This window comes from Microbacterium sp. FG3, assembly GCF_057809335.1.
On the sequence record NZ_JBMDJT010000026.1, the window covers coordinates 19,243 to 38,172 of the forward strand.

The 18,930-nt window shown below is 72.7% G+C and carries 17 protein-coding genes; 8 read left to right on the forward strand and 9 right to left on the reverse strand.

Translation table 11 applies throughout. From position 1 onward, the window contains the following. The first annotated feature begins 1 nt into the window (after window position 1). Window positions 2-1,474: an amidophosphoribosyltransferase gene (gene purF / locus ACODR5_RS09560; protein WP_488983464.1), complete on the forward strand. Its 1,473-nt coding sequence runs from the start codon at window positions 2-4 to the stop codon at window positions 1,472-1,474. Between the two features lie 94 nt (window positions 1,475-1,568). Here purF and ACODR5_RS09565 read toward each other — a convergent pair whose 3' ends face one another. Further along, window positions 1,569-1,754 (reverse strand): DUF3073 domain-containing protein, encoded by a 186-nt coding sequence (locus tag ACODR5_RS09565; protein ID WP_449853814.1) that lies wholly within the window; start codon window positions 1,752-1,754, stop codon window positions 1,569-1,571. A gap of 138 nt (window positions 1,755-1,892) precedes the next feature. Here ACODR5_RS09565 and ACODR5_RS09570 point away from each other — a divergent pair, with 138 nt between their 5' ends. Next, a complete protein-coding gene (locus tag ACODR5_RS09570) occupies window positions 1,893-2,453 on the forward strand; it encodes a universal stress protein (RefSeq protein WP_449853813.1) in 561 nt (186 codons plus the stop codon). Here ACODR5_RS09570 and ACODR5_RS09575 read toward each other — a convergent pair. The 3 genes from ACODR5_RS09575 to ACODR5_RS09585 all read right to left on the reverse strand — a co-directional run bounded on the left by ACODR5_RS09575 (window position 2,446) and on the right by ACODR5_RS09585 (window position 4,257). After that, complete coding sequence (locus ACODR5_RS09575) at window positions 2,446-2,670, reverse strand: PGPGW domain-containing protein (protein ID WP_488983465.1); 225 nt, start codon at window positions 2,668-2,670, stop codon at window positions 2,446-2,448. The two genes, ACODR5_RS09570 and ACODR5_RS09575, sit on opposite strands and share 8 nt — an antisense overlap. 118 nt (window positions 2,671-2,788) lie before the next feature. Continuing rightward, on the reverse strand, window positions 2,789-3,388 hold the full coding sequence (locus ACODR5_RS09580; RefSeq protein ID WP_488983466.1) for a PadR family transcriptional regulator: 600 nt from the start codon (window positions 3,386-3,388) through the stop codon (window positions 2,789-2,791). Continuing rightward, window positions 3,388-4,257 carry a DUF4097 family beta strand repeat-containing protein gene (locus tag ACODR5_RS09585; RefSeq protein WP_488983467.1) on the reverse strand — a complete coding sequence of 290 codons (870 nt, stop codon included), beginning with the start codon at window positions 4,255-4,257 and terminating at the stop codon, window positions 3,388-3,390. The genes ACODR5_RS09580 and ACODR5_RS09585 overlap by 1 nt, the downstream gene beginning before the upstream one ends. A 113-nt stretch (window positions 4,258-4,370) precedes the next feature. Here ACODR5_RS09585 and ACODR5_RS09590 point away from each other — a divergent pair, with 113 nt between their 5' ends. The 4 genes from ACODR5_RS09590 to ACODR5_RS09605 all read left to right on the forward strand — a co-directional run bounded on the left by ACODR5_RS09590 (window position 4,371) and on the right by ACODR5_RS09605 (window position 10,855). Further along, window positions 4,371-4,823 (forward strand): FluC/FEX family fluoride channel, encoded by a 453-nt coding sequence (locus tag ACODR5_RS09590; protein ID WP_488983468.1) that lies wholly within the window; start codon window positions 4,371-4,373, stop codon window positions 4,821-4,823. After that, window positions 4,820-5,191, forward strand: a complete 372-nt coding sequence (locus ACODR5_RS09595) for a fluoride efflux transporter FluC (RefSeq protein WP_449853808.1) — start codon at window positions 4,820-4,822, stop codon at window positions 5,189-5,191. The genes ACODR5_RS09590 and ACODR5_RS09595 overlap by 4 nt, the downstream gene beginning before the upstream one ends. A 119-nt stretch (window positions 5,192-5,310) precedes the next feature. After that, the gene (locus tag ACODR5_RS09600; protein ID WP_488983469.1) at window positions 5,311-8,661 is read left to right on the forward strand and encodes an efflux RND transporter permease subunit; all 3,351 of its coding nucleotides are present in this window, start codon (window positions 5,311-5,313) and stop codon (window positions 8,659-8,661) included. 139 nt (window positions 8,662-8,800) lie between these two features. Beyond that, on the forward strand, window positions 8,801-10,855 hold the full coding sequence (locus ACODR5_RS09605; RefSeq protein ID WP_488983470.1) for a DEAD/DEAH box helicase: 2,055 nt from the start codon (window positions 8,801-8,803) through the stop codon (window positions 10,853-10,855). A 63-nt stretch (window positions 10,856-10,918) separates the two neighbouring features. Here ACODR5_RS09605 and ACODR5_RS09610 read toward each other — a convergent pair whose 3' ends face one another. From ACODR5_RS09610 to ACODR5_RS09630, 5 genes are all read right to left on the reverse strand, one after another. Then, window positions 10,919-11,488: a YceI family protein gene (locus ACODR5_RS09610; protein ID WP_488983471.1), complete on the reverse strand. Its 570-nt coding sequence runs from the start codon at window positions 11,486-11,488 to the stop codon at window positions 10,919-10,921. 80 nt (window positions 11,489-11,568) lie between these two features. Beyond that, window positions 11,569-13,842, reverse strand: coding sequence for an ATP-binding cassette domain-containing protein (locus tag ACODR5_RS09615; RefSeq protein ID WP_488983472.1), 2,274 nt, complete (start codon window positions 13,840-13,842; stop codon window positions 11,569-11,571). 28 nt (window positions 13,843-13,870) lie between these two features. Continuing rightward, window positions 13,871-14,464: an ECF transporter S component gene (locus ACODR5_RS09620; protein WP_488983473.1), complete on the reverse strand. Its 594-nt coding sequence runs from the start codon at window positions 14,462-14,464 to the stop codon at window positions 13,871-13,873. 64 nt (window positions 14,465-14,528) lie between these two features. Beyond that, complete coding sequence (locus tag ACODR5_RS09625) at window positions 14,529-15,530, reverse strand: pirin family protein (RefSeq protein ID WP_488983474.1); 1,002 nt, start codon at window positions 15,528-15,530, stop codon at window positions 14,529-14,531. Between the two features lie 23 nt (window positions 15,531-15,553). Then, on the reverse strand, window positions 15,554-15,919 hold the full coding sequence (locus tag ACODR5_RS09630; RefSeq protein ID WP_488983475.1) for a GNAT family N-acetyltransferase: 366 nt from the start codon (window positions 15,917-15,919) through the stop codon (window positions 15,554-15,556). Between the two features lie 121 nt (window positions 15,920-16,040). On the opposite strand from ACODR5_RS09630, the gene recQ reads away from it, so the two are divergent. Beyond that, window positions 16,041-18,050, forward strand: coding sequence for a DNA helicase RecQ (recQ, locus tag ACODR5_RS09635; protein ID WP_488983476.1), 2,010 nt, complete (start codon window positions 16,041-16,043; stop codon window positions 18,048-18,050). 201 nt (window positions 18,051-18,251) lie between these two features. Then, on the forward strand, window positions 18,252-18,930 hold a 679-nt coding region (locus ACODR5_RS09640; protein ID WP_488983478.1), incomplete at its 3' end, for a choice-of-anchor G family protein.

Genomic DNA, 18,930 nt, shown 5'->3' on the forward strand with positions numbered 1-18,930 from the left:
CATGTGCGGCATCGTCGGAATGGTCGGGAGCTCCCCGGTCAACCAGGACATCTACGACGCGCTTCTCCTTCTGCAGCACCGCGGCCAGGACGCCACGGGCATCGCGACGGCCGAACCCAACGGCGTCATGCACCTGCAGAAGAAGCCGGGCCAGGTGCGCGAGGCGTTCCGCACCCGCGACATGCGATCGCTGCTCGGCAACGTCGGCCTCGGCCACGTGCGCTACGCCACGAAGGGCACGGCGTCGGCCGAGGAGGAGGCGCAGCCGTTCTACGTGAACTCGCCGTACGGCCTTGTCCTCATCCACAACGGCAATCTCACGAACACGCGCGAGCTCACGGCCGACATGGCCCGCCGCGACCGTCGGCACCTCAACTCGTCCAGCGACACCGAGCTGCTGCTCAACGTGCTCGCCAACGAGCTGCAGGCGACCACGAGCCCCGTCGACCTCGAGCCCGAGCGCATCTTCGAGGCCGTCACCCGCACGCAGCGCCGCATCGAGGGTGCGTACGCCGTGATCTCGATCATCGCCGGCTACGGCCTGCTCGCCTTCCGCGATCCGTTCGGCATCCGCCCGCTCATCCTGGGCCGCCGCACGGGCGAGGACGGCCGCGACGAGTGGGTCGTCACGAGCGAGTCGCTCGTGCTCGAGAACGCGGACTACGAGGTGGTGCGCGACGTGGAGCCCGGCGAGGCGGTGTTCATCTCGAACGACGGCGAGCTGTTCTCCAAGCAGTGCGCCGACGACCCCCAGCTGCTGCCGTGCTCGTTCGAGTACGTGTACCTCGCGCGCCCCGACTCGATCATGAACGGCGTCTCGGTGTACGAGTCGCGCCTGCGCATGGGCGAGAAGCTGGCGGCGACGATCGCGAAGCACGTGCCCGAGGGCCTCATCGACGTGGTCATGCCGATCCCGGATTCGTCGCGTCCCGCGGCGATGGAGGTGGCGCGCGTGCTGGGCATCGAGTACCGCGAGGGCTTCTACAAGAACCGCTACGTCGGCCGCACGTTCATCATGCCGGGCCAGGCGGTGCGCAAGAAGAGCGTGCGCCAGAAGCTCAACGCCATGTCGAGCGAGTTCCAGGGCAAGAACGTGCTGCTGATCGACGATTCGATCGTGCGCGGCACGACGAGCAAGCAGATCGTGCAGATGGCGTACGCCGCGGGCGCGAAGACGGTCACCTTCGCGTCGGCGGCGCCGCCGGTGCGTCACCCCCACGTCTACGGCATCAACATGCCCTCACGCCACGAGCTCATCGCGCACGGGCGCACCATCCCGCAGATCGCGGAGGCGCTCGGCTGCGACTACCTCGTCTACCAGGAGGTCGACGATCTGCGCGACGCGATCATCGAGAGCGCCACGGGAGAGGCGGCCTTCCGCGATCTCGACATGAGCTGCTTCGACGGCCGCTACGTGACGGGCACCGTCACCGACGAGTATCTCGAGTGGGTCGAGGGATCGCAGAGCTCCTGAGCCCGGCTGGCCTCAGCGCGGGTCGGCGCGGCTGAATCCGGGCACGAGAAAATCGCCGTGGGTGGGAACCCACGGCGATCTCACGACGGATGGCTTATGCCGCCTCGTCGTCGTCCTCGTCGTTGTCCGTGTACTCGTCGGCCCACTTGTCGACGTACAGGTCGTCGTCGTTGTGGCTGCCGAGTTCGCGCTCCAGCGCGTTGTAGTCAACGGCAGGGCTGTACGACTTGAGTTCACGGGCGAGCTTTGTGTGCTTCGCCTTCTGACGGCCACGCCCCATGCGCGAGACCCCCTCGTATTGAGCTGCGGGTGCTGCCCCGATGTGATCGAATTCACCGGCGGAACGGCCGGAAAGAGTAGACTTGAGGATACCACGAGGGCTGGAAGCACCGGCCTCCTGGCAACCCTGAAGGGGGCGATGACGATGTCGGAGAACCAGGCGGAGACCGCCGGAGGCGTCCGCATTCCGGACGAGGACAAGGCCCTGCAGGGGGCCGTCGTCGTCGGAGCGGTGCCCGATCAGAACCCGCGAGTCCTCCGAGAAGCCGCCCGATACGCCAAGCTGATGGGCGCTCCGCTCGTGGTCGTGCACGTCGATGTGACGCGCTTCGTCACCTACGAGGACCCGGACGGGTACGTGCACTCCGCGCCGATCGACATCAACGTCGACGCCGGCGCCGAGGAGTTCGAGGCCGTCAAGGCCCACGCGGCGGAGGCGCTCGACGGCAGGGCGGAATGGACCGCCCGGCAGCTCGTGGGCGACCCGGCGCTGGCGCTGAAGCACTTCACGACGAAGATCGACGCGAAGCTCATCGTGATCGGCACGCGCAAGCGGGGCTTCGGCGAGTCGCTGCGCGAGTTCTTCACGGGGTCGGTCGCCGCGCGCCTCTCGCACCGCCAGTCGATCCCGTTGCTCGTCGTGCCGCAGGGCGAGCTGCTCGCCGACGACGAGGAGTACCCGCCCTCCGACCTCACCTGACGGCGAGGTCGTCGCGGCGCCGCCGGCGCTCCTGGCGCCGCTTCCACCAGGCGGCGATCCGCGCGATCTGGCGGCGCATCCACGCCGCGCTGCGGCGCGCCCACGCGAACTCCGTGCCGAGGATGGCGAGACCGCCGAGCAGCACGAGCGCTCCGGGCCCCGGCAGCGGCAGCAGGATCACCCCGAGCGCGGTGACGATGCCGCCGACGGTGCCCACGGTCGTCCGGTAGCCGCGACGGATCCGCGGGTGGCGATCGATCCACCCCCGGATCCGTCCACGGTCGGCCGGTGCGCCAGGCGGGCCGGCCGGCCACCGCGGTTCGGGAACCGCCATCTCAGCCCCTGAGCACGCGGGTGAGCTCGCGCGCCGCCTCGTCGAGGGTGCGGGCGAGGTCGTCGACCACGGAGGGCGCGAGCTCCCCGCCGCGCGCGACGTGCGTGCGCAGCTCGCTGCGGACCCGGCCGCGGAAGTCCGCGACCACGGCCTCCGCGCGCTGCAGCTGCTCGCGCGACTGCGCGCGGTCGTCGGCCGCAGGCGGCGGAGAGGTCCGCTCGGCGTGGGCGGCGGCCGCGAGATCGGCGCGCAGGCTCTTCATCGCCTCGCGCACGCTCGCGCGCACGCCGTCGGCGATGATCCGGACCGAGTCGGCCAGCCCCGCCTCGATGCCCGCGATGTCGTCCGCGCGCGAGGCCACCTCGGCGCGGCCCGCGTCGGTGATCTCGTACACCGTCTTGCGGCCGTCGGCGGTCTTGGTCACGAGCCCCTCCTCCTCGAGCTTCGACAGCCGGGGGTAGATCGTGCCGGCGCTCGGGGTGTAGGTGCCGCCCGTGCGCTCGGCGAGGGCCTGCATGATGTCGTAGCCGTGGCGCGGCGCCTCGTTCAGCAGGTTCAGCAGGTACAGCCGCAGGTCGCCGTGCGAGAAGACGGCGGGCATCAGAGGTCACCGTCCTTCGGCGGGGTCAGGGGTGCCTCGGTGCTCGCGGCGTCCTCGGCGCCGGCCGTGCCGCCGCGGCGCACAACCGTGATGTCACCCGCGACCGTGTTGGCGCGGACGTCGGCGAAGGCGCCGGAGAGCTCCCCGGTCGATCCGCTGTAGCTGGAGGGCACGCCGCTGCCGCGCGGCACGCCGTCGACCGTGAGCCGGCCGCTCGCGCTGCGCAGCACGTAGTTGGCGGGGTAGTCGGCGTCGAGCCGGAAGGTGGCCCCGCCCGAGACGCCGTTGAGCGAGATCGCGCCGATCGGGCCCTCGGCGTCGACGAAGGCGGTGCCGGACACCGAGTCGATGTCGGCCTTCGTCACGGCGCCGGAGACCATCACGTCGCCCGAGACGGTGTGCGCGTCGAACGGGCCGGTGAGGCCGCGCACCTGCACGTCGCCCGAGACGGCGTTCACGCGCAGCGCGCCCTCGTGGCCGTCGACGAGCACATCGCCCGAGACGGTGTTGACCGAGACGTCGCGGCGCAGACCCGCGACAAGAGCGGTCGCGCTGACCACGCCCAGCGTGAGCGCGACATCGCGCGGCGCCGCCACGCTGATCTCGGCGCGCGGTCCGCCCGCGCCGAAGTTGCGGAACACCTCGAGGAAGTTGTCCCACCGCAACTGCGGGTGGTCGATCTCGAGCTGGCCGCCCGAGAGCTCGACCCGCAGGTCCTTCACGGTCACGCCGCGGATCTCGACGCGCACGTCGGGCTCGTCGTGGGCGATCACGTCGATCTGCCCGCCGACGAGGCCGATCTTGAGCGACAGCACGCCCTCGACGTCGATGACCCGGTTCTCGCCCGGGTGGATCAGCCATTTCTCCATGGTCCTCGCTCCTGCAAGACGGCCGGATCGCCCGGCGGTGAATTCGAGATATATCTCGATATGAAAGAGTGAAACACGATATATCTCGATCCGCAAGGGGATACTGTGGGCGGGTGGCCGTCCGCTTCCGCCGCTCGCCCCTTCGGTGGGGGCTGCTGCCGCTCGTCGTCGCCGGCGGGGCGGTGGGGGTGACCGGGCGGTACCTGCTCACGGCCGACACGAGCGATCCGCTCCTGGGGCTGCCGATGGTCCTTCTCGTCAACGCGCTCGGCTCGGGGCTGCTGGGCGTGCTCGTGGGCTGGGCGGGCGACCGGCCGCGCCTGCGCGCGTTCCTCGGCACGGGCGTGCTGGGCGGCTTCACGTCGTACAGCGCGCTGGCGCCGGTGTTCGCGCTCGTGACAGTGAGCTCGGTCGAGGCCGGCGCGCAGGCGAGCCCTCTGGCCGCCGCGGGCACGCTGCTGCTGCTCGCCGTCGGCGGGGCGCTGCTGTTCGTCGCGCTGCCGGCGGGGCTGGCCGCCGTCGGCTACGCCATCGGGCGCCGCGCGGCGAGCGGGGGCGACGCGTGAACCCCCTCGAGGTGCTGGCCGTCGCGCTCGCCGGCGGGGTCGGCGCGGGTCTGCGCTGGATGATCGACGCCGCGCTGCGCCCCTCGCGCGGCTTCCCGTGGCCGATCCTGCTCGTGAACGTCAGCGGCTGCTACGTCATGGCGATCCTCGCGACCGCGTTCGCCGGCGCGGGATCGCCGATCCTCACCGTCGTTACCACCGGGCTGCTCGGCGGCTACACGACGTTCTCGACCGTCTCGGTCGACACGGTCGAGCTGTGGCTCGCGGGTCGTCGCGTCGCGGCCGTCGGCAACGGCGTCGGCACCCTGCTGCTGTGCGTGCTCGCCGCCGCGCTCGGCCTGCTGACCGCGGCCGCGTTCGGCGCGTGAACACGGGGGATGTCCCCCGCGCGTGGCGCGCGCGCCCTGTGCCAGACTGATCGCGTCGGATACAGCACCGTATCGGCGGTGTCGACCGGCGCCGCCGGTCGAGATCGAGAGTCCCCGTCTTGTCGAAACTCGCCGTCCTCAGCCTCAAGAACCGCGCCCTCATCGCGCTCATCACGATCTGCGCCGCCGTCTTCGGCGGCATCGGGCTCACGAGCCTGAAGCAGGAGCTCATCCCGTCGATCGAGCTGCCCGCGCTCATCGTCATGAGCACCTACCCCGGCGCCTCGCCCGAGGTGGTCGAGAACGACGTGTCGACGCCGATCGAGGAGGCCATCCAGTCGGTCCCCGACCTCGATTCGACGACCGCCACGAGCACGACGAACGCGTCGATCGTGCAGGCGATGTTCGCGTACGGCACCGACCTCGGCACGGCGGAGCAGAAGATCCAGCAGGCGATCAGCCGCGCCCAGCTGCCCGAGGACGTCGATCCGCAGGTGATGTCGGTGAGCATCGACGACCTGCCCGTGATCCAGATCGCCGTGAGCGGATTCGGCGAGGGCGAGGACGCGCAGGGCGAGCTCGAGAACTCCGCCATCCCCGAGCTCGAGGACGTCGACGGCGTCGCCTCGGCGTCGATCGTCGGCGGCGTGGGGCAGCGGATCACGATCACGCCCGACACCGCCGAACTCGCGGCGCGCGGCTTCTCGACCCAGGCGATCGGCGACGCCATGGAGCAGAACGGCGTGCTGTTCCCCGGTGGCGACATCACCGAGGGCGACGAGACGCTCACGGTGCAGACCGGCGCGAAGGTGACCTCGGTCGAAGACATCGCGGCGCTCCCGCTCGTCGCCGCCCCCGGCGAGCCGCAGCTCGACCCCGCCACCGGTGCGCCCGTCGTTCCCGACGTCACCACGATCGGCGACGTGGCGAGCGTCGAGCTGGCGAACGATCCGGTCTCGTCGATCTCGCGCGTCAACGGCGAGGACGCCATCTCGATCTCGATCACGAAGCTGCCGGCGGCCAACACCGTCGAGGTCTCGGACGGCGTGCTCGCCGCCGTCGCGGACCTGCGCGAGACGTTCCCCGACGCGGAGTTCACGGTCGTGTTCGACCAGGCGCCGTTCATCGTCCAGTCGATCGAGACGCTCGCCGTCGAGGGCATGCTCGGCCTCGTCTTCGCCGTCGTCGTGATCCTCGTGTTCCTGCTGTCGATCCGGTCGACGCTCGTCACGGCGATCTCGATCCCGACGAGCGTGCTCATCGCGTTCACCGGCATGCAGGCGTTCGGCTACTCGCTCAACATGCTCACGCTCGGCGCGCTGACGATCTCGATCGGCCGCGTGGTCGACGACTCGATCGTCGTGATCGAGAACATCAAGCGGCACTATGTGGGCGACGCCGACAAGGGCGACGCGATCCGCCTCGCCGTGCGCGAGGTCGCGGGCGCCATCACGTCGTCGACGATCACGACGGTCGCTGTGTTCCTGCCGATCGCCTTCGTGGGCGACATGGTCGGCGAGCTGTTCCGGCCGTTCGCGCTCACGGTGGGCCTGGCGATGCTCGCCTCGCTCTTCGTCGCGCTGACGATCGTGCCGGTGCTGGCGTACTGGTTCATGAAGCCGGGCAAGCCGCTGCGCGACGCCGACGGCAGGCAGATCGACCCCGAGAGCCCCGACGCCCCGCCCTCGCGCCTGCAGCGGGCCTACCTGCCCGTGCTGCGGTGGACGCTCAAGCACGGCTGGGTGACGCTGCTGATCGCCGTGCTCGTGCTCGGCGGCACGGTGGCGATGGCGCCGCTCATGAAGGTGAACTTCCTGGGCGACACCGGGCAGAACACCATGACCGTCACGCAGGACCTCGGTCCGAGCGCGAGCCTCGAGGCCAAGGACGAGGCCGCGGCGAAGGTGGAGCAGGCGCTCGAGGGCGTCGACGGCATCGAGACCGTGCAGGTCTCGGTGGGATCGAGCGGATCGCCGCTGCAGGATGCCTTCTCGGGTGGCGGATCGGCGACGTTCTCGATCATGACCGACGCCGACGTCGACCAGGAGGTGCTGCGCGCCGACGTGCAGGAGGCCGTGGCCGGCCTGGAGGATGCGGGCGAGATCACCGTGGCCGCGGCGGCCGGGTTCGGATCCACCGACATCGAGGTGAGCGTCTCGGCACCCGACCCGCAGACGCTGCAGGAGGCGACCGACGCGATCGTCGCCGAGCTCGACGGGCGCGCCGGCGTGGGCGAGGTGACGGACGACCTGGCCGCGAGCCTGCCGTACATCGGCGTGGTCGTGGACCGTGAGGCGGCCGCGCAGCGGGGCCTCAGCGAGGTCGCCGTCGGCGGGATCGTCTCGAACACGATGAACGATCAGCAGATCGGCACCGTCGAGATCGACGACACGGCGCTCACGGTGTACATCGCCGTCGAGGACCCGCCGGCGACGATCCAGGAGCTCCGCGAGCTGGAGATCCCCAGCGCGCTCGGGATGGTGCAGCTGCAGGACATCGCCACGGTGGAGGAGACGGCCAGCCCCACGTCGATCACGACGGTGCAGGGTCGACGCACCGCCGCCATCACCGTGCCGCCGGCGAGCGACAACCTCGCGGAGGCGACGGCCTCGGTGACCGCGGCGCTCGACGCTGTCGACCTGCCGGACGGCGCGCGGGCGGAGGTGGGCGGCGTGGCCGAGCAGCAGGCCGAGTCGTTCTCGCAGCTGGGTCTCGCCATGCTCGCGGCGATCCTCATCGTCTACGTCGTGATGGTGGCGACCTTCAAGTCGCTGCGCCAGCCGCTGCTGCTGCTCGTCTCGGTGCCGTTCGCGGCGACCGGCGCGATCCTGCTGCAGGTGGTCACGGGCGTGCCGCTCGGCGTCGCCTCGCTCATCGGCGTGCTCATGCTCATCGGCATCGTCGTCACGAACGCCATCGTGCTCGTCGACCTCGTGAACCAGTACCGCGAGCATCACGGACTCAGCACGCGCGACGCCACGCTCGTGGGCTCGTCCATGCGTCTGCGGCCGATCCTCATGACGGCGCTCGCGACGATCTTCGCGCTCACCCCGATGGCGCTCGGCATCACCGGGCACGGCGGCTTCATCTCGCAGCCGCTGGCGATCGTCGTGATCGGCGGTCTCGTGTCGTCGACCTTCCTCACGCTCATCGTGCTGCCCACGCTGTACAACCTCGTCGAGGGGGCCAAGGAGCGGCGGATCGCCCGCCGCGGCGGCGGCGCGGCACCGTCCGGCGACGGCGGCCCGGACGACGGTCCCACCGCGCCGGGCGGGTCGGACGCCTCGACCGGATCGGTCGCACCGGATCGTGCGGAGGCCGAGGCGCCCGCGCTGCAGCCCTCGCCCGCGGCGGCGCCGGTCGGTCCGGCACCGGTGGCGCCGCGCGACGCCGCCTCGGCGCACGTCGAGCACGGGACGCTGCCGAACGCCTCGCCGGTGCAGACCAGCCGTCGCGCCCTGCGCGGCTGAGCCGCGCCACCCGCACAGGCTTTCTCCCAGGCGGGTTCGGTACGCTGAGGGGTCGGCTTTGGGATTCCGCGTATGTGTGCGCGGGTGTGTGTGGTCCTGACGTGGCCGCATGACACCTATGGAAGGTGCGTACTTTCGCATGCCCAAGAACACCAATCGATCCGGCGCTCGCGCCCCGAAGAACTTCGACCCGCGCTACGCGAAGAAGTCGACCGGAGGCCCGTTCCGCGGCCACGGTCGCGACGACGAGCGCAAGCCCCGCTGGTCGGCCGACGACCGCGGCGCCCGCACGGGTGCCCGCGACGAGCGCACCGGCTCGACCGGCGACCGCCGCTTCGACGGCCCCCGTCGCGACGACCGCGCCGGTCGCCCGGAGCGCACGAACGACCGCGGCGAGCGTCGCACGTACGGCGACCGCCCCGCCGGTGAGCGCCGTTCCTACGGCGACCGCCCCGAGCGCGCCGGCGGCTTCCGCCGCGACGACCGCCCGGCTCGCGACGACCGCCCGCGCTACAACCGCGACGACCGCCCGGCTCGCTCCTACGGCGACCGCCCGGGGCGCGACGAGCGCCCCCGCTTCGACCGCGACGACCGCCCGGCCCGCTCGTACGGCGAGCGCACCGAGCGTCCCCGCTACAACCGCGACGACCGCCCGGCCCGCTCCTACGGCGAGCGCACCGAGCGCCCGCGCTACGAGCGCGACGAGCGTCCGGCCCGCCGCTTCGAGGGCGACCGCCCCCGCTACAACCGCGACGACCGCCCGGCCCGCGACGAGCGCCCGCGCTTCGACCGTGACGACCGCCCGGCCCGCCGTTTCGACCGCGACGAGCGCCCCGCCCGCCGCGAGTTCGACGGCGAGCGCCCCGCCCGCCGCCAGACCGAGGGCGAGCGCGCGTGGCAGGAGCGCCGCGAGGCGCCCGTGCGCTCCAAGCAGCAGGAGGAGCAGATCGACGTCGTCCACGAGCGTCTCGAGGCGCAGGCTGTGCAGGCCGAGGACGTCACCGAGATGACCTTCGGCGACCTGGGCCTGGGCGACAACATCGTCCGCGCCCTCGCCGACCTGGGTGCCTCCAAGCCGTTCCCGATCCAGGCGTCGACGGCCCCGTCGATCCTCGAGGGTCGCGACGTGCTGGCCCGCGGCCGCACCGGCTCGGGCAAGACGATCGCCTTCGGCGCCCCGCTGGTCGAGAAGATCCTCCGCGCCAAGGCGGGTCAGAAGCGCGAGTTCGGCCGCTCGCCGGTCGCGCTGATCATGGCGCCGACGCGCGAGCTCGCGCTGCAGATCGACCGCACCGTGCAGCCGATCGCCCGCAGCGTGGGCCTGTTCACCACGCAGATCTACGGCGGCGTGCCCCAGGCGCGCCAGGTGGGCGCGCTGAAGAAGGGCGTCGACATCATCATCGGCACGCCCGGTCGCATCGGCGACCTGCAGCGCCAGGGCAAGCTGGACCTCTCGCAGATCCAGATCTCGGTGCTCGACGAGGCCGACCACATGTGCGAGCTCGGCTTCCTCGAGCCCGTGCAGGACATCCTGCGCCTGACGAGCGAGGGCGGCCAGAAGCTGCTCTTCTCGGCGACGCTCGACCGCGAGGTCGCCGCGCTCGTCGACGAGTTCCTCGTCGACCCGCAGGTGTACGAGGTCGCCGGCGAGACGCAGGAGACCGGCACGATCGATCACCGCGTGCTCGTGGTCGACCAGCGCTCGAAGTCCGAGATCCTCGACGCGCTCGTGGACCGCGAGGGCAAGACGCTCGTCTTCACCCGCACGCGCGCCTTCGCCGAGATGCTCGCCGAGCAGTTCGACGACGCCGGGATCGATGCGATCTCGCTGCACGGCGACCTGAACCAGGCCAAGCGCACGCGCAACATCGAGCGCTTCATGAAGGGCCGCGCCCGCGTGCTCGTCGCCACAGATGTCGCCGCGCGCGGCATCCACGTGGACGACGTCGACCTGGTGATCCAGGCCGACGCCCCCGACGAGTACAAGACGTACCTGCACCGCGCCGGCCGCACCGGCCGCGCGGGCAACTCCGGCCGCGTCGTCACGCTGATCACCCGTCAGCGTCGTCGCAAGATGACCGAGATGCTGCAGCGGGCCGAGATCCAGGCTCCGTTCGACGAGGTGCGCCCCGGCGACGACCTCATCGACGAGCTGGCCGGCGCCCCCACGGTCGAGGAGCTGACCACGGCGTAAGCCGCAGCACGCACGTGAAAGGCGGGCCGCCCCCTCGGGAGCGGCCCGCCTTTCTCATGCGGATCAGTCGGCGGTCTCGCCGTCCTCCAGATGGATGAGGCTGAGCTCGAACTCGAGCGTGATGCGCTCCGACACGAGCACGCCGCCGGCGTCGAGCGGCACCTGCCACTCCAGGCCGAAATCGCGGCGATCGATCCGCCGGGTGCCCTCGAAGCCGGCGCGCAGGCGGCCGTTGGCGTCGCGCCCGATGCCCGTGAACTCCAGCGGGATGCCCACGTGCTTCATCGTGTTCTTGATCGTCAGCGCGCCGTTGACGAGGAAGGCGTTCTCGCCCACCTGGTCGAAGCTCGTCGACTCGAAGGTGATCTCGGGGTACTTCTCGACCTCGAAGAAGTCTCCCGTGCGCAGGTGCGCGTCGCGCTGCTCGTTGCCCGTGTTCACGCTCGCGGCCTTGACGCGGACCTCGACGTGGGCGTCGTCGATGCCACCCTCGCCGACCACGAGCTTGCCCGAGATGTCGTGGAAGGCGCCGCGCACCTTCGAGACCATCGCGTGCTTGACTGCGAACCCGAAGCGCGAGTGGGCCGGGTCGATGATCCACGTGCCCGCGTATGCCGGATCGAACTCCGTCATGTCGTCTCCAACTCTCACCGGCGCCGTCGTTCGGCGCCGATCCTTCGTGGGCAGGACGTCCCGAACCCGCCCTTACTCTGTCACATCCACCCGCGCGGCAGCGTGATCGCCGCGAAGGCGATGAAGACGGCGGCCGTGGCGGCCCATCCGGCCACCACGGCCACGGTGTCGGCGGTCCGCCAGCACAGGACGCGCCGCTCCGTGCGGGTGGGGTGGGCGCCGAACGCGCGCGCATCCATCGCGAGGGCCACCCGTTCGGCGTGCCGGATGGCGCCGGCCAGCAGGGGCACGAAAGACGCGGCGGCGCGCGACAGACGCGTTCCGCCCGTGCCGCGCACGCGATGGGCGGCGCGGATGATCGCCATCTCCCGCCGCAGGCGCGGGGCGAATCGGTACGCGGCGAGGGCGGCGTACCCGATCCGGTACGGCACGCCCAGGTGCTGCACGATCGCGCGCACGAGATCGGGACCGGTGGTGGTGAGGCCGGGGACGAGCGCGATCGCGAGCATCGCCGTGAGGCGCAGGCCCGTCGCGGTGCCCGTGCGGGGATCGGTCCACAGCGCGAAGCCCGCCGCGAGGGCGACGAGCACGGCGGGCAGCGCGACGCCGAGCCACAGCCCCAGCCGCCGATCCCGTCGCGCGCCGACGAGCAGCACGAGCGCCGACAGGATCGCGAGGGCCGCCGGGGTGGCCAGGTCGCGCGTGAACACGACGCCGACGAGCGCGGGCAGGACGGCGGCGAGCTTCGCGAGCGGATCGAGCCGCTCGAGGGGCGCGGCCCGCCGTGGCCCGGACGCGCCGGCCGGCCCCTCGGCGGTCTCGAGGGGGCGCGGCCGATCGAACACCGCGCGGGCGGTCGGCAGGGTCTCGTCGGCGGGACCGACGGCGACGAGCTCCCCGCCGTCCATGACCGCGACGTGCGTGGCGTGCTCGGCGACCAGGCGCAGGTCGTGCGTGACCACCACCACCGTCGTGCCGTGGGCGTGCAGCTCGTCGAGCAGCGCCAGGAGCTCGTCGGCCCGCGCGCGATCCTGCCCGAAGGTCGGCTCGTCCAGCACGAGCACCCCGCCGGGGCGGTCGGCCCCCGCGATCAACGCGGTCGCGACCGACAGCCGCCGCTTCTGCCCGCCCGAGAGCCGATAGGGGTGCCGATCCGCGTGCTCGGTCAGCCCGAACCGGGCGAGCATCGCGTCGACGCGCGCGTCGCGCTCGGCACCCGGCACGCGGCGCAGGCTGTGCGCGAGCTCGCCGCGCACGGTGTGGGAGACGAACTGGTGCTCGGGGTTCTGGAACACGAACCCCACGCGCTCGGCGAGGCGTCGCGGGGGCGCGGCGCCCGCATCGAGCCCGGCGACGCGCACGGTGCCGCGGGGTGGGGGTGCGACGCCCGCGAGCGCCTGCGCCAGCGTGGTCTTGCCCGCGCCGTTGGGCCCGACGATCGCCGTGAACGAGCCCGCGGGCACGTCGAGCGAGACGTCGCGGATGAGCGCGCGGCGACCCCGGCCGCGCCCCGTCCGCACCGTCAGCCCGCGCGCCGACACGGCGGGGGCGACGTCGCCGGCGGGCGTCGGCACGGGCCGGCGGCTCGGCTCGCCGTCCCGGGGCAGCCACACGCCCATCGCGCGCAGCTCGGCGGCGTGGCGGTCGAGCACGTCGGCGGGGTCGCCGTCGTGGGCCAGGCGTCCGTCGGCGTCGAGCACGACCACGCGCGTCGCGAGCGGCAGCGCGGCGTCGACGTCGTGCTCGACGAGCAGGACGGCGTGCTCCCCGGCGGCGACGAGGTCGGCGAGCGCCGCGTACACGTCGCGCACGCCCGCGGGATCGAGCTGCGCGGTCGGCTCGTCGAGCACGAGCAGCGGGCTGCGCATCGCGAGCGCGCAGGCGATCGCGAGCCGCTGCTTGCCCCCGCCCGAGAGCTCGTCCGGATCGTCGTGGCGGCGCTCCCACAGGCCCACGCGCCGCAGGGACTCCTCGCTGCGCGCCCGCACCTCCGCGGCGCCCAGGCGCAGGTTCTCGAGGCCGAAGGCGACCTCGTCGAGCACGCTCGAGGTGACCAGCTGCGCGTCGGGGTCCTGGAACACCATGCCGACGCTCGTGCTCAGCTGGGCGGGCGACGCTCCCGCGGCGTCCCGCCCGCCGATCCGCACGACGCCCTCGACGTCGGCGTCGATGTGGTGCGGCACGAGCCCGTTGAGCGTGAGGGTGAGCGTGGTCTTGCCGCTTCCGCTCGGGCCGAGCAGCAGCACGACCTCGCCCGTGCGGATCTCGAGCGAGACCTCGCGCGGCGCCGGCCGCGGGGCGTCGAGATGCGCGACGCTCACGCGCGCGAGCGCGGCGAGCGGGGCGTCGGTCATCCGATCAGCGTATGCGGCCGCGCCCGGGTCACGCCCGCGGCGCCGGGTGCCGCTCGGCCCGGCGCCCGCGTTCCCTGCCGCGGCCCGGCGTGACGCCGGCGCGCTCGAGCCCGCGACCGATCCAGAGTCCGAGCAGCGTCCACGCCACGGGGCCCAGCAGCGACAGCGCGAGGTAGGCGGCCTGCGCCCACGCGGGCAGCTCGCCCAGGTCGGCCGCCATGGCGACGACGAACGCGACGAGGGCGCCGATCAGCAGCGCCGAGACGAGGTACCGCCACCAGCTCCAGGCGCGGTACCGGAACACGGCCGCGACGCCCTCCTGGATGCCGCCGAACAGCAGCGCCGTGCCGAGGAACTGCGGCGCCCACACGGGCGCGATCGCGGCGCCGACGAGGCCGGCGAGCACGTGCGTCACCAGCGCCACCCACGGCATCCGGAACAGCTCCTGCGCGACGATGCCGGGCAGCGTGTGCACGCCCAGCAGGAAGCCGTACAGGAACGGCGCCGCCGCGAGGACGGGGATCGTGAGCCACCCCTCGATGCCGCCGAGCACGCCCGTCGCGACCGCGATCGCGGCGCAGACGAGGAGGACGCGCGTGGAGAGGACACCGGACTTGCTCACGCACCCGAGCCTATTGCGATCCGCCTGCGCCCCGGGCGGGTGGGCGGCACCGATCGCGCGCGGTTCAGATGCGGCGGCGCCGCGCGGTGAGCCGCACGTTCGGCAGCGGCGGTGCGGGGATGCGATCGTCGGGCTCGTGGCCCACGACGGATCCGAACCTCGCGTCGCGGGCCTCCCAGTGCGCGCGCGCCTCGGCGATCTCGTCGTGCGAGCGGCCGACGAAGTTCCACCACATCACGATGTCCTCGCCGAACGGCTCGCCGCCCAGCAGGAACACCATCGCCCCGCCCTCGGTCGACACCTCGATCCCGTCGCGGTGCACGCCCAGGTACAGCAGATCGAGCCGGTCGAGCGACAGGGAGGCCGCTCCGCCCGGTGCCGCATCGTGGACCCGCAGATCGCCCTCCACGTGCACGATGGCGTGCTCCCAGTCGCGCTGCAGCGGCAGCCGCACGCGCGAGCCGGGGGCGAGACGGATCTCGGCGCCCACGATGGGGCTGTAGACGGCGGCGGGGGAGTCGACGCCCGCGAACGAGCCGACCACGACGGTGATGTCGGGGTCGGCGCCCTCGCTCGCCGCGACGGCGGCGGACGGCAGCTCGCGGTGCTGCTCGAAGTGCGGCCCCTGGCGGCGCGCGCCCTCGGGCAGCGCGATCCACAGCTGCAGCGCGTCGATCGGTCCGGGCTCGTCGCCCACGGAGTACTCGGAGTGGCTGATGCCGTCGCCGGCGGTCATGATGTTCAGCTGCCCGCGCGTGATGCGCACGTCCGATCCGACGGCGTCGCGGTGGCGCACCTCGCCGACGAGGGGCCACGTCACCGTCTGGAGACCGATGTGCGGATGCGGATCGACGCGCATCATCGCCTCTTGCGGGCCGAACCGGTCGAGGAAGCACCACGCGCCGACCAGCGGCAGGTCGCGCTGTGGCAGGGAACGCGACACGTCCATGGCGCGCACGCCGCCGAGCGGCACGTGCCGCGGCTCGAGCAGCAGCGCGCGCGGCCCGTCGCAGTCGGTGGATCCGCCGTCGACCGCCTCCCCGGCGTCGACGTCGTAGCGGGTCATCGCCGTCGCCCTCCGCGCGCGCCTCAGGCCGGCTGCTCGGGGGGAGTGGCCGCATTCTGCGGCGTGCCGTGCGGCCAGTCCACGATCGCCCCGGCGACCTCGTTCTCGGTGAGGTACGACGCGATGAACGGGCACAGGGGCACGATGGTGTCGCCGCGCCGGGCGACGTCCGCCAGCGCCTCGGCGGCGAGGACGTCGCCGAGGCCGCGGCCGCGGAAGGCCGGATCGATCACGGTGTGGACGAACCGGATCTTGCCCTGCTCCTGCGAGAACTCCGCGTAGCCGGCCAGCGTCTCGCCCTCGCGCGTCGCTCCGGCGTCGGGGGCGTCCGACACGTAGATCTCGTAGCGGTTCCGGTCGTCCACGCGCTCGACCCTCGTGTTCGTCATGCCTCCACGCTACGAGGTCCGCGGGCCACGGGGAACCCATCCGGCCGTTCACAGGCGCGCGGCGCAGATCGGCTGTCCACATCCGGCGCGCGGTGTCGGCCGCCCCGCCTACGCTGGAGGCATGACCCTCGGCGCGCTTCCCGACCCGTACGAGGGGTGGGCGCCGTCCGAGGAGGCGCCGCCGGACCCCTACGGCGACGAGTACTGGGAGCCCGACTACGCGGGCGGGCCCATCCCGTGGGGTGGCTCGCAGGACGCGGCTCCATCCGCCGCGCCCGCTCCGTCGGCCGCGCCGGCGACAGCCACGCCGCGGCCGTCGCGATTCGGCACGGCGCTCGAGGCGCTCAAGACCGTCTACGGCTACGACGCCTTCCGGGGCGACCAGGCCGCGATCGTCGAGCAGGTCGTCGGCGGCGGCGACGCGGTCGTGCTCATGCCCACGGGCGGCGGCAAGAGCGTCACGTATCAGGTGCCGGCGCTCGTGCGCGAGGGCACGGGCCTCGTCGTCTCGCCGCTCATCGCGCTCATGCACGACCAGGTCGACGCGCTGCGCGCCAACGGCGTGAACGCGGCCTACCTCAACTCCACGCAGAGCCCCGCCGAGCGCGCGCAGGTGGAACGCGACTACGTCTCGGGGCAGCTCGACCTGCTCTACGTGGCGCCCGAGCGCCTCAACTCGGAGGCGACCCTCCGGCTGCTCGAGCGCGGCGCGCTGAGCGTCATCGCGATCGACGAGGCGCACTGCGTCAGCCAGTGGGGCCACGACTTCCGCCCCGACTATCTCGCCCTCGGCGGGCTGGGGGAGCGGTTCCCCGGCGTGCCGCGCATGGCGCTCACCGCCACCGCCACGCGCGAGACGCACCGAGAGATCACCGAGCGGCTCCGGCTGCCGGACGCGAAGCACTTCGTGGCGAGCTTCGACCGCCCGAACATCCGCTACCGGATCGAGGCGAAGACCGAGCCGCGCAAGCAGCTGCTGTCCTTCATCCGCGCCCAGCCCGAGGGATCGGCGGGAATCGTCTACGCGCTCAGCCGCAAGTCGGTGGAGGAGACGGCGACGTTCCTGGCGGGCAACGGCATCGACGCCATCCCGTACCACGCGGGGCTCGACGCGGCCACGCGGTCGCGCCATCAGTCCCGCTTCCTGCGCGAGGACGGCGTCGTCGTCGTGGCGACCATCGCCTTCGGCATGGGCATCGACAAGCCGGACGTGCGCTTCGTCGCCCACATCGACCTGCCGAAGTCCCTCGAGGGCTACTACCAGGAGACCGGCCGCGCCGGTCGAGACGGCGAACCGGCCGTCGCGTGGATGGCCTACGGACTGGGCGACGTCGTGCAGCAGCGGCGCATGATCCAGCAGGGCGAGGGCGACCGCGCCATCCGGCAGCGCCAGCAGCAGCATCTCGACGCGATGCTCGCCCTGTGCGAGACGGTGGACTGCCGCCGTCAGAACCTGCTCGCGTACTTCGGGCAGGAGTCGGGCCCGTGCGGCAACTGCGACACCTGCCTCGAGCCGCCCGAGGTGTGGGACGGCCTCGTGCCCGCCCAGAAGCTGCTCTCCACGATCGTGCGGCTGCAGCGCGAGCGCAATCAGGCGTTCGGTGCCGGTCACCTGATCGACATCCTGAGGGGGGCCTCGACGGATCGCATCCGCAAGATGCGACACGACGAGCTGTCGACCTATGGGATCGGCAAGGACCTGTCGGAGCAGGACTGGCGCAGCGTCATCCGCCAGCTGCTCGCCCGCGGCCTGCTCGTGGCCCAGGGCGAGTACGGCACCCTCGCCATGAGTCCGGCCGGTGCGGGCGTGCTCCGCGGCGAGACGCCGGTGCGCCTGCGGCGCGATGTGATCGGCCGCGTCTCGCGCGCGAGCGGCCCGAAGAAGTCGTCGACCGCCGAGCAGCTCGCCCCCGACGACCGGCCGCTGTTCGAGGCGCTGCGCGCCTGGCGCGCGGAGCAGGCGCGCGAGCAGGGGGTGCCGGCCTACGTGGTGTTCGGCGACGTCACGCTGCGCGCCCTCGCCGAGCACCGCCCCGCCTCGATCGCCGATCTGGACGGCATCACGGGCATCGGCGCGAAGAAGCGCGACGCCTACGGCGACGCCGTGCTCGAGGTCATCGCCGCGCACTGACCGGCACCGTGCACCGGCCGCGGTCCGCGGGCGCCGCGTCGCCGCGGTGCGCCCTCGCCGGGCGTCATCCGAGCGCGCCCGAGCACAGCGCGAGCGCGCCCTCGGCGAGCTCATCGCCGCGCGGCGGACGCCCGCCGGGCCAGCCCTGCCCGGGCATCCGAAGGGCGTAAGGCGGATTCCGCGATCCATCAGCAGCTCGGCCTGACCTTCGTCACCGACGGCGTCATCGACAGCGCGGGGATCGAGCTCGGCGCCGTCTCGTCGACCGCCACCGCGGCCGGCGATCCCGTGACGGGCGCGGTCGACATCGCCTCGCAGTACCAGATCGCCGACGCGCAGCTGGAGCTGTCCAGCCCGCTCGTCGCCGGCCTGACGACCACGCTCGACAGCGTGCTGACCCAGGCGATCGGCTCGACGCTCGACGCGGCGGTGGGACCGGAGGGACTTCTCGGATCCGCCCTGGCGGCCGCCGATCTCAACCTGTCGGTCCTCGGTCTCGCGACGGTCGACGTCTCGACCGGCACCATCGGCGTCGACGGCGTCGAGGAGGGCGTCGACGCGCTCATCCAGCAGCTGCTGCTCACCCCGCTGCAGGACGAGGCGGGCATCGCGTCGATCGACCTCGCCAACGGCCAGATCACGGTCGACCTGCAGCGCATCTCGTACGCGGAGAGCACGACGGGCCTGAACGGCCTGCCGGCGAACACCTCGCTGCTGAACGCCGCGACGCTCACGGCCATCACCGACGCCGGTGCCGAGGCGCTCGGCACCCGGACGGCGCGCGTGCAGGCGAGTCTCGCCGGCCTCATCGGCAACCTCTCGGCTCAGGGGGGGGGGGGGGGGGGGGGGGGGGGGGGGGGGGGGGGGGGGGGGGGGGGGG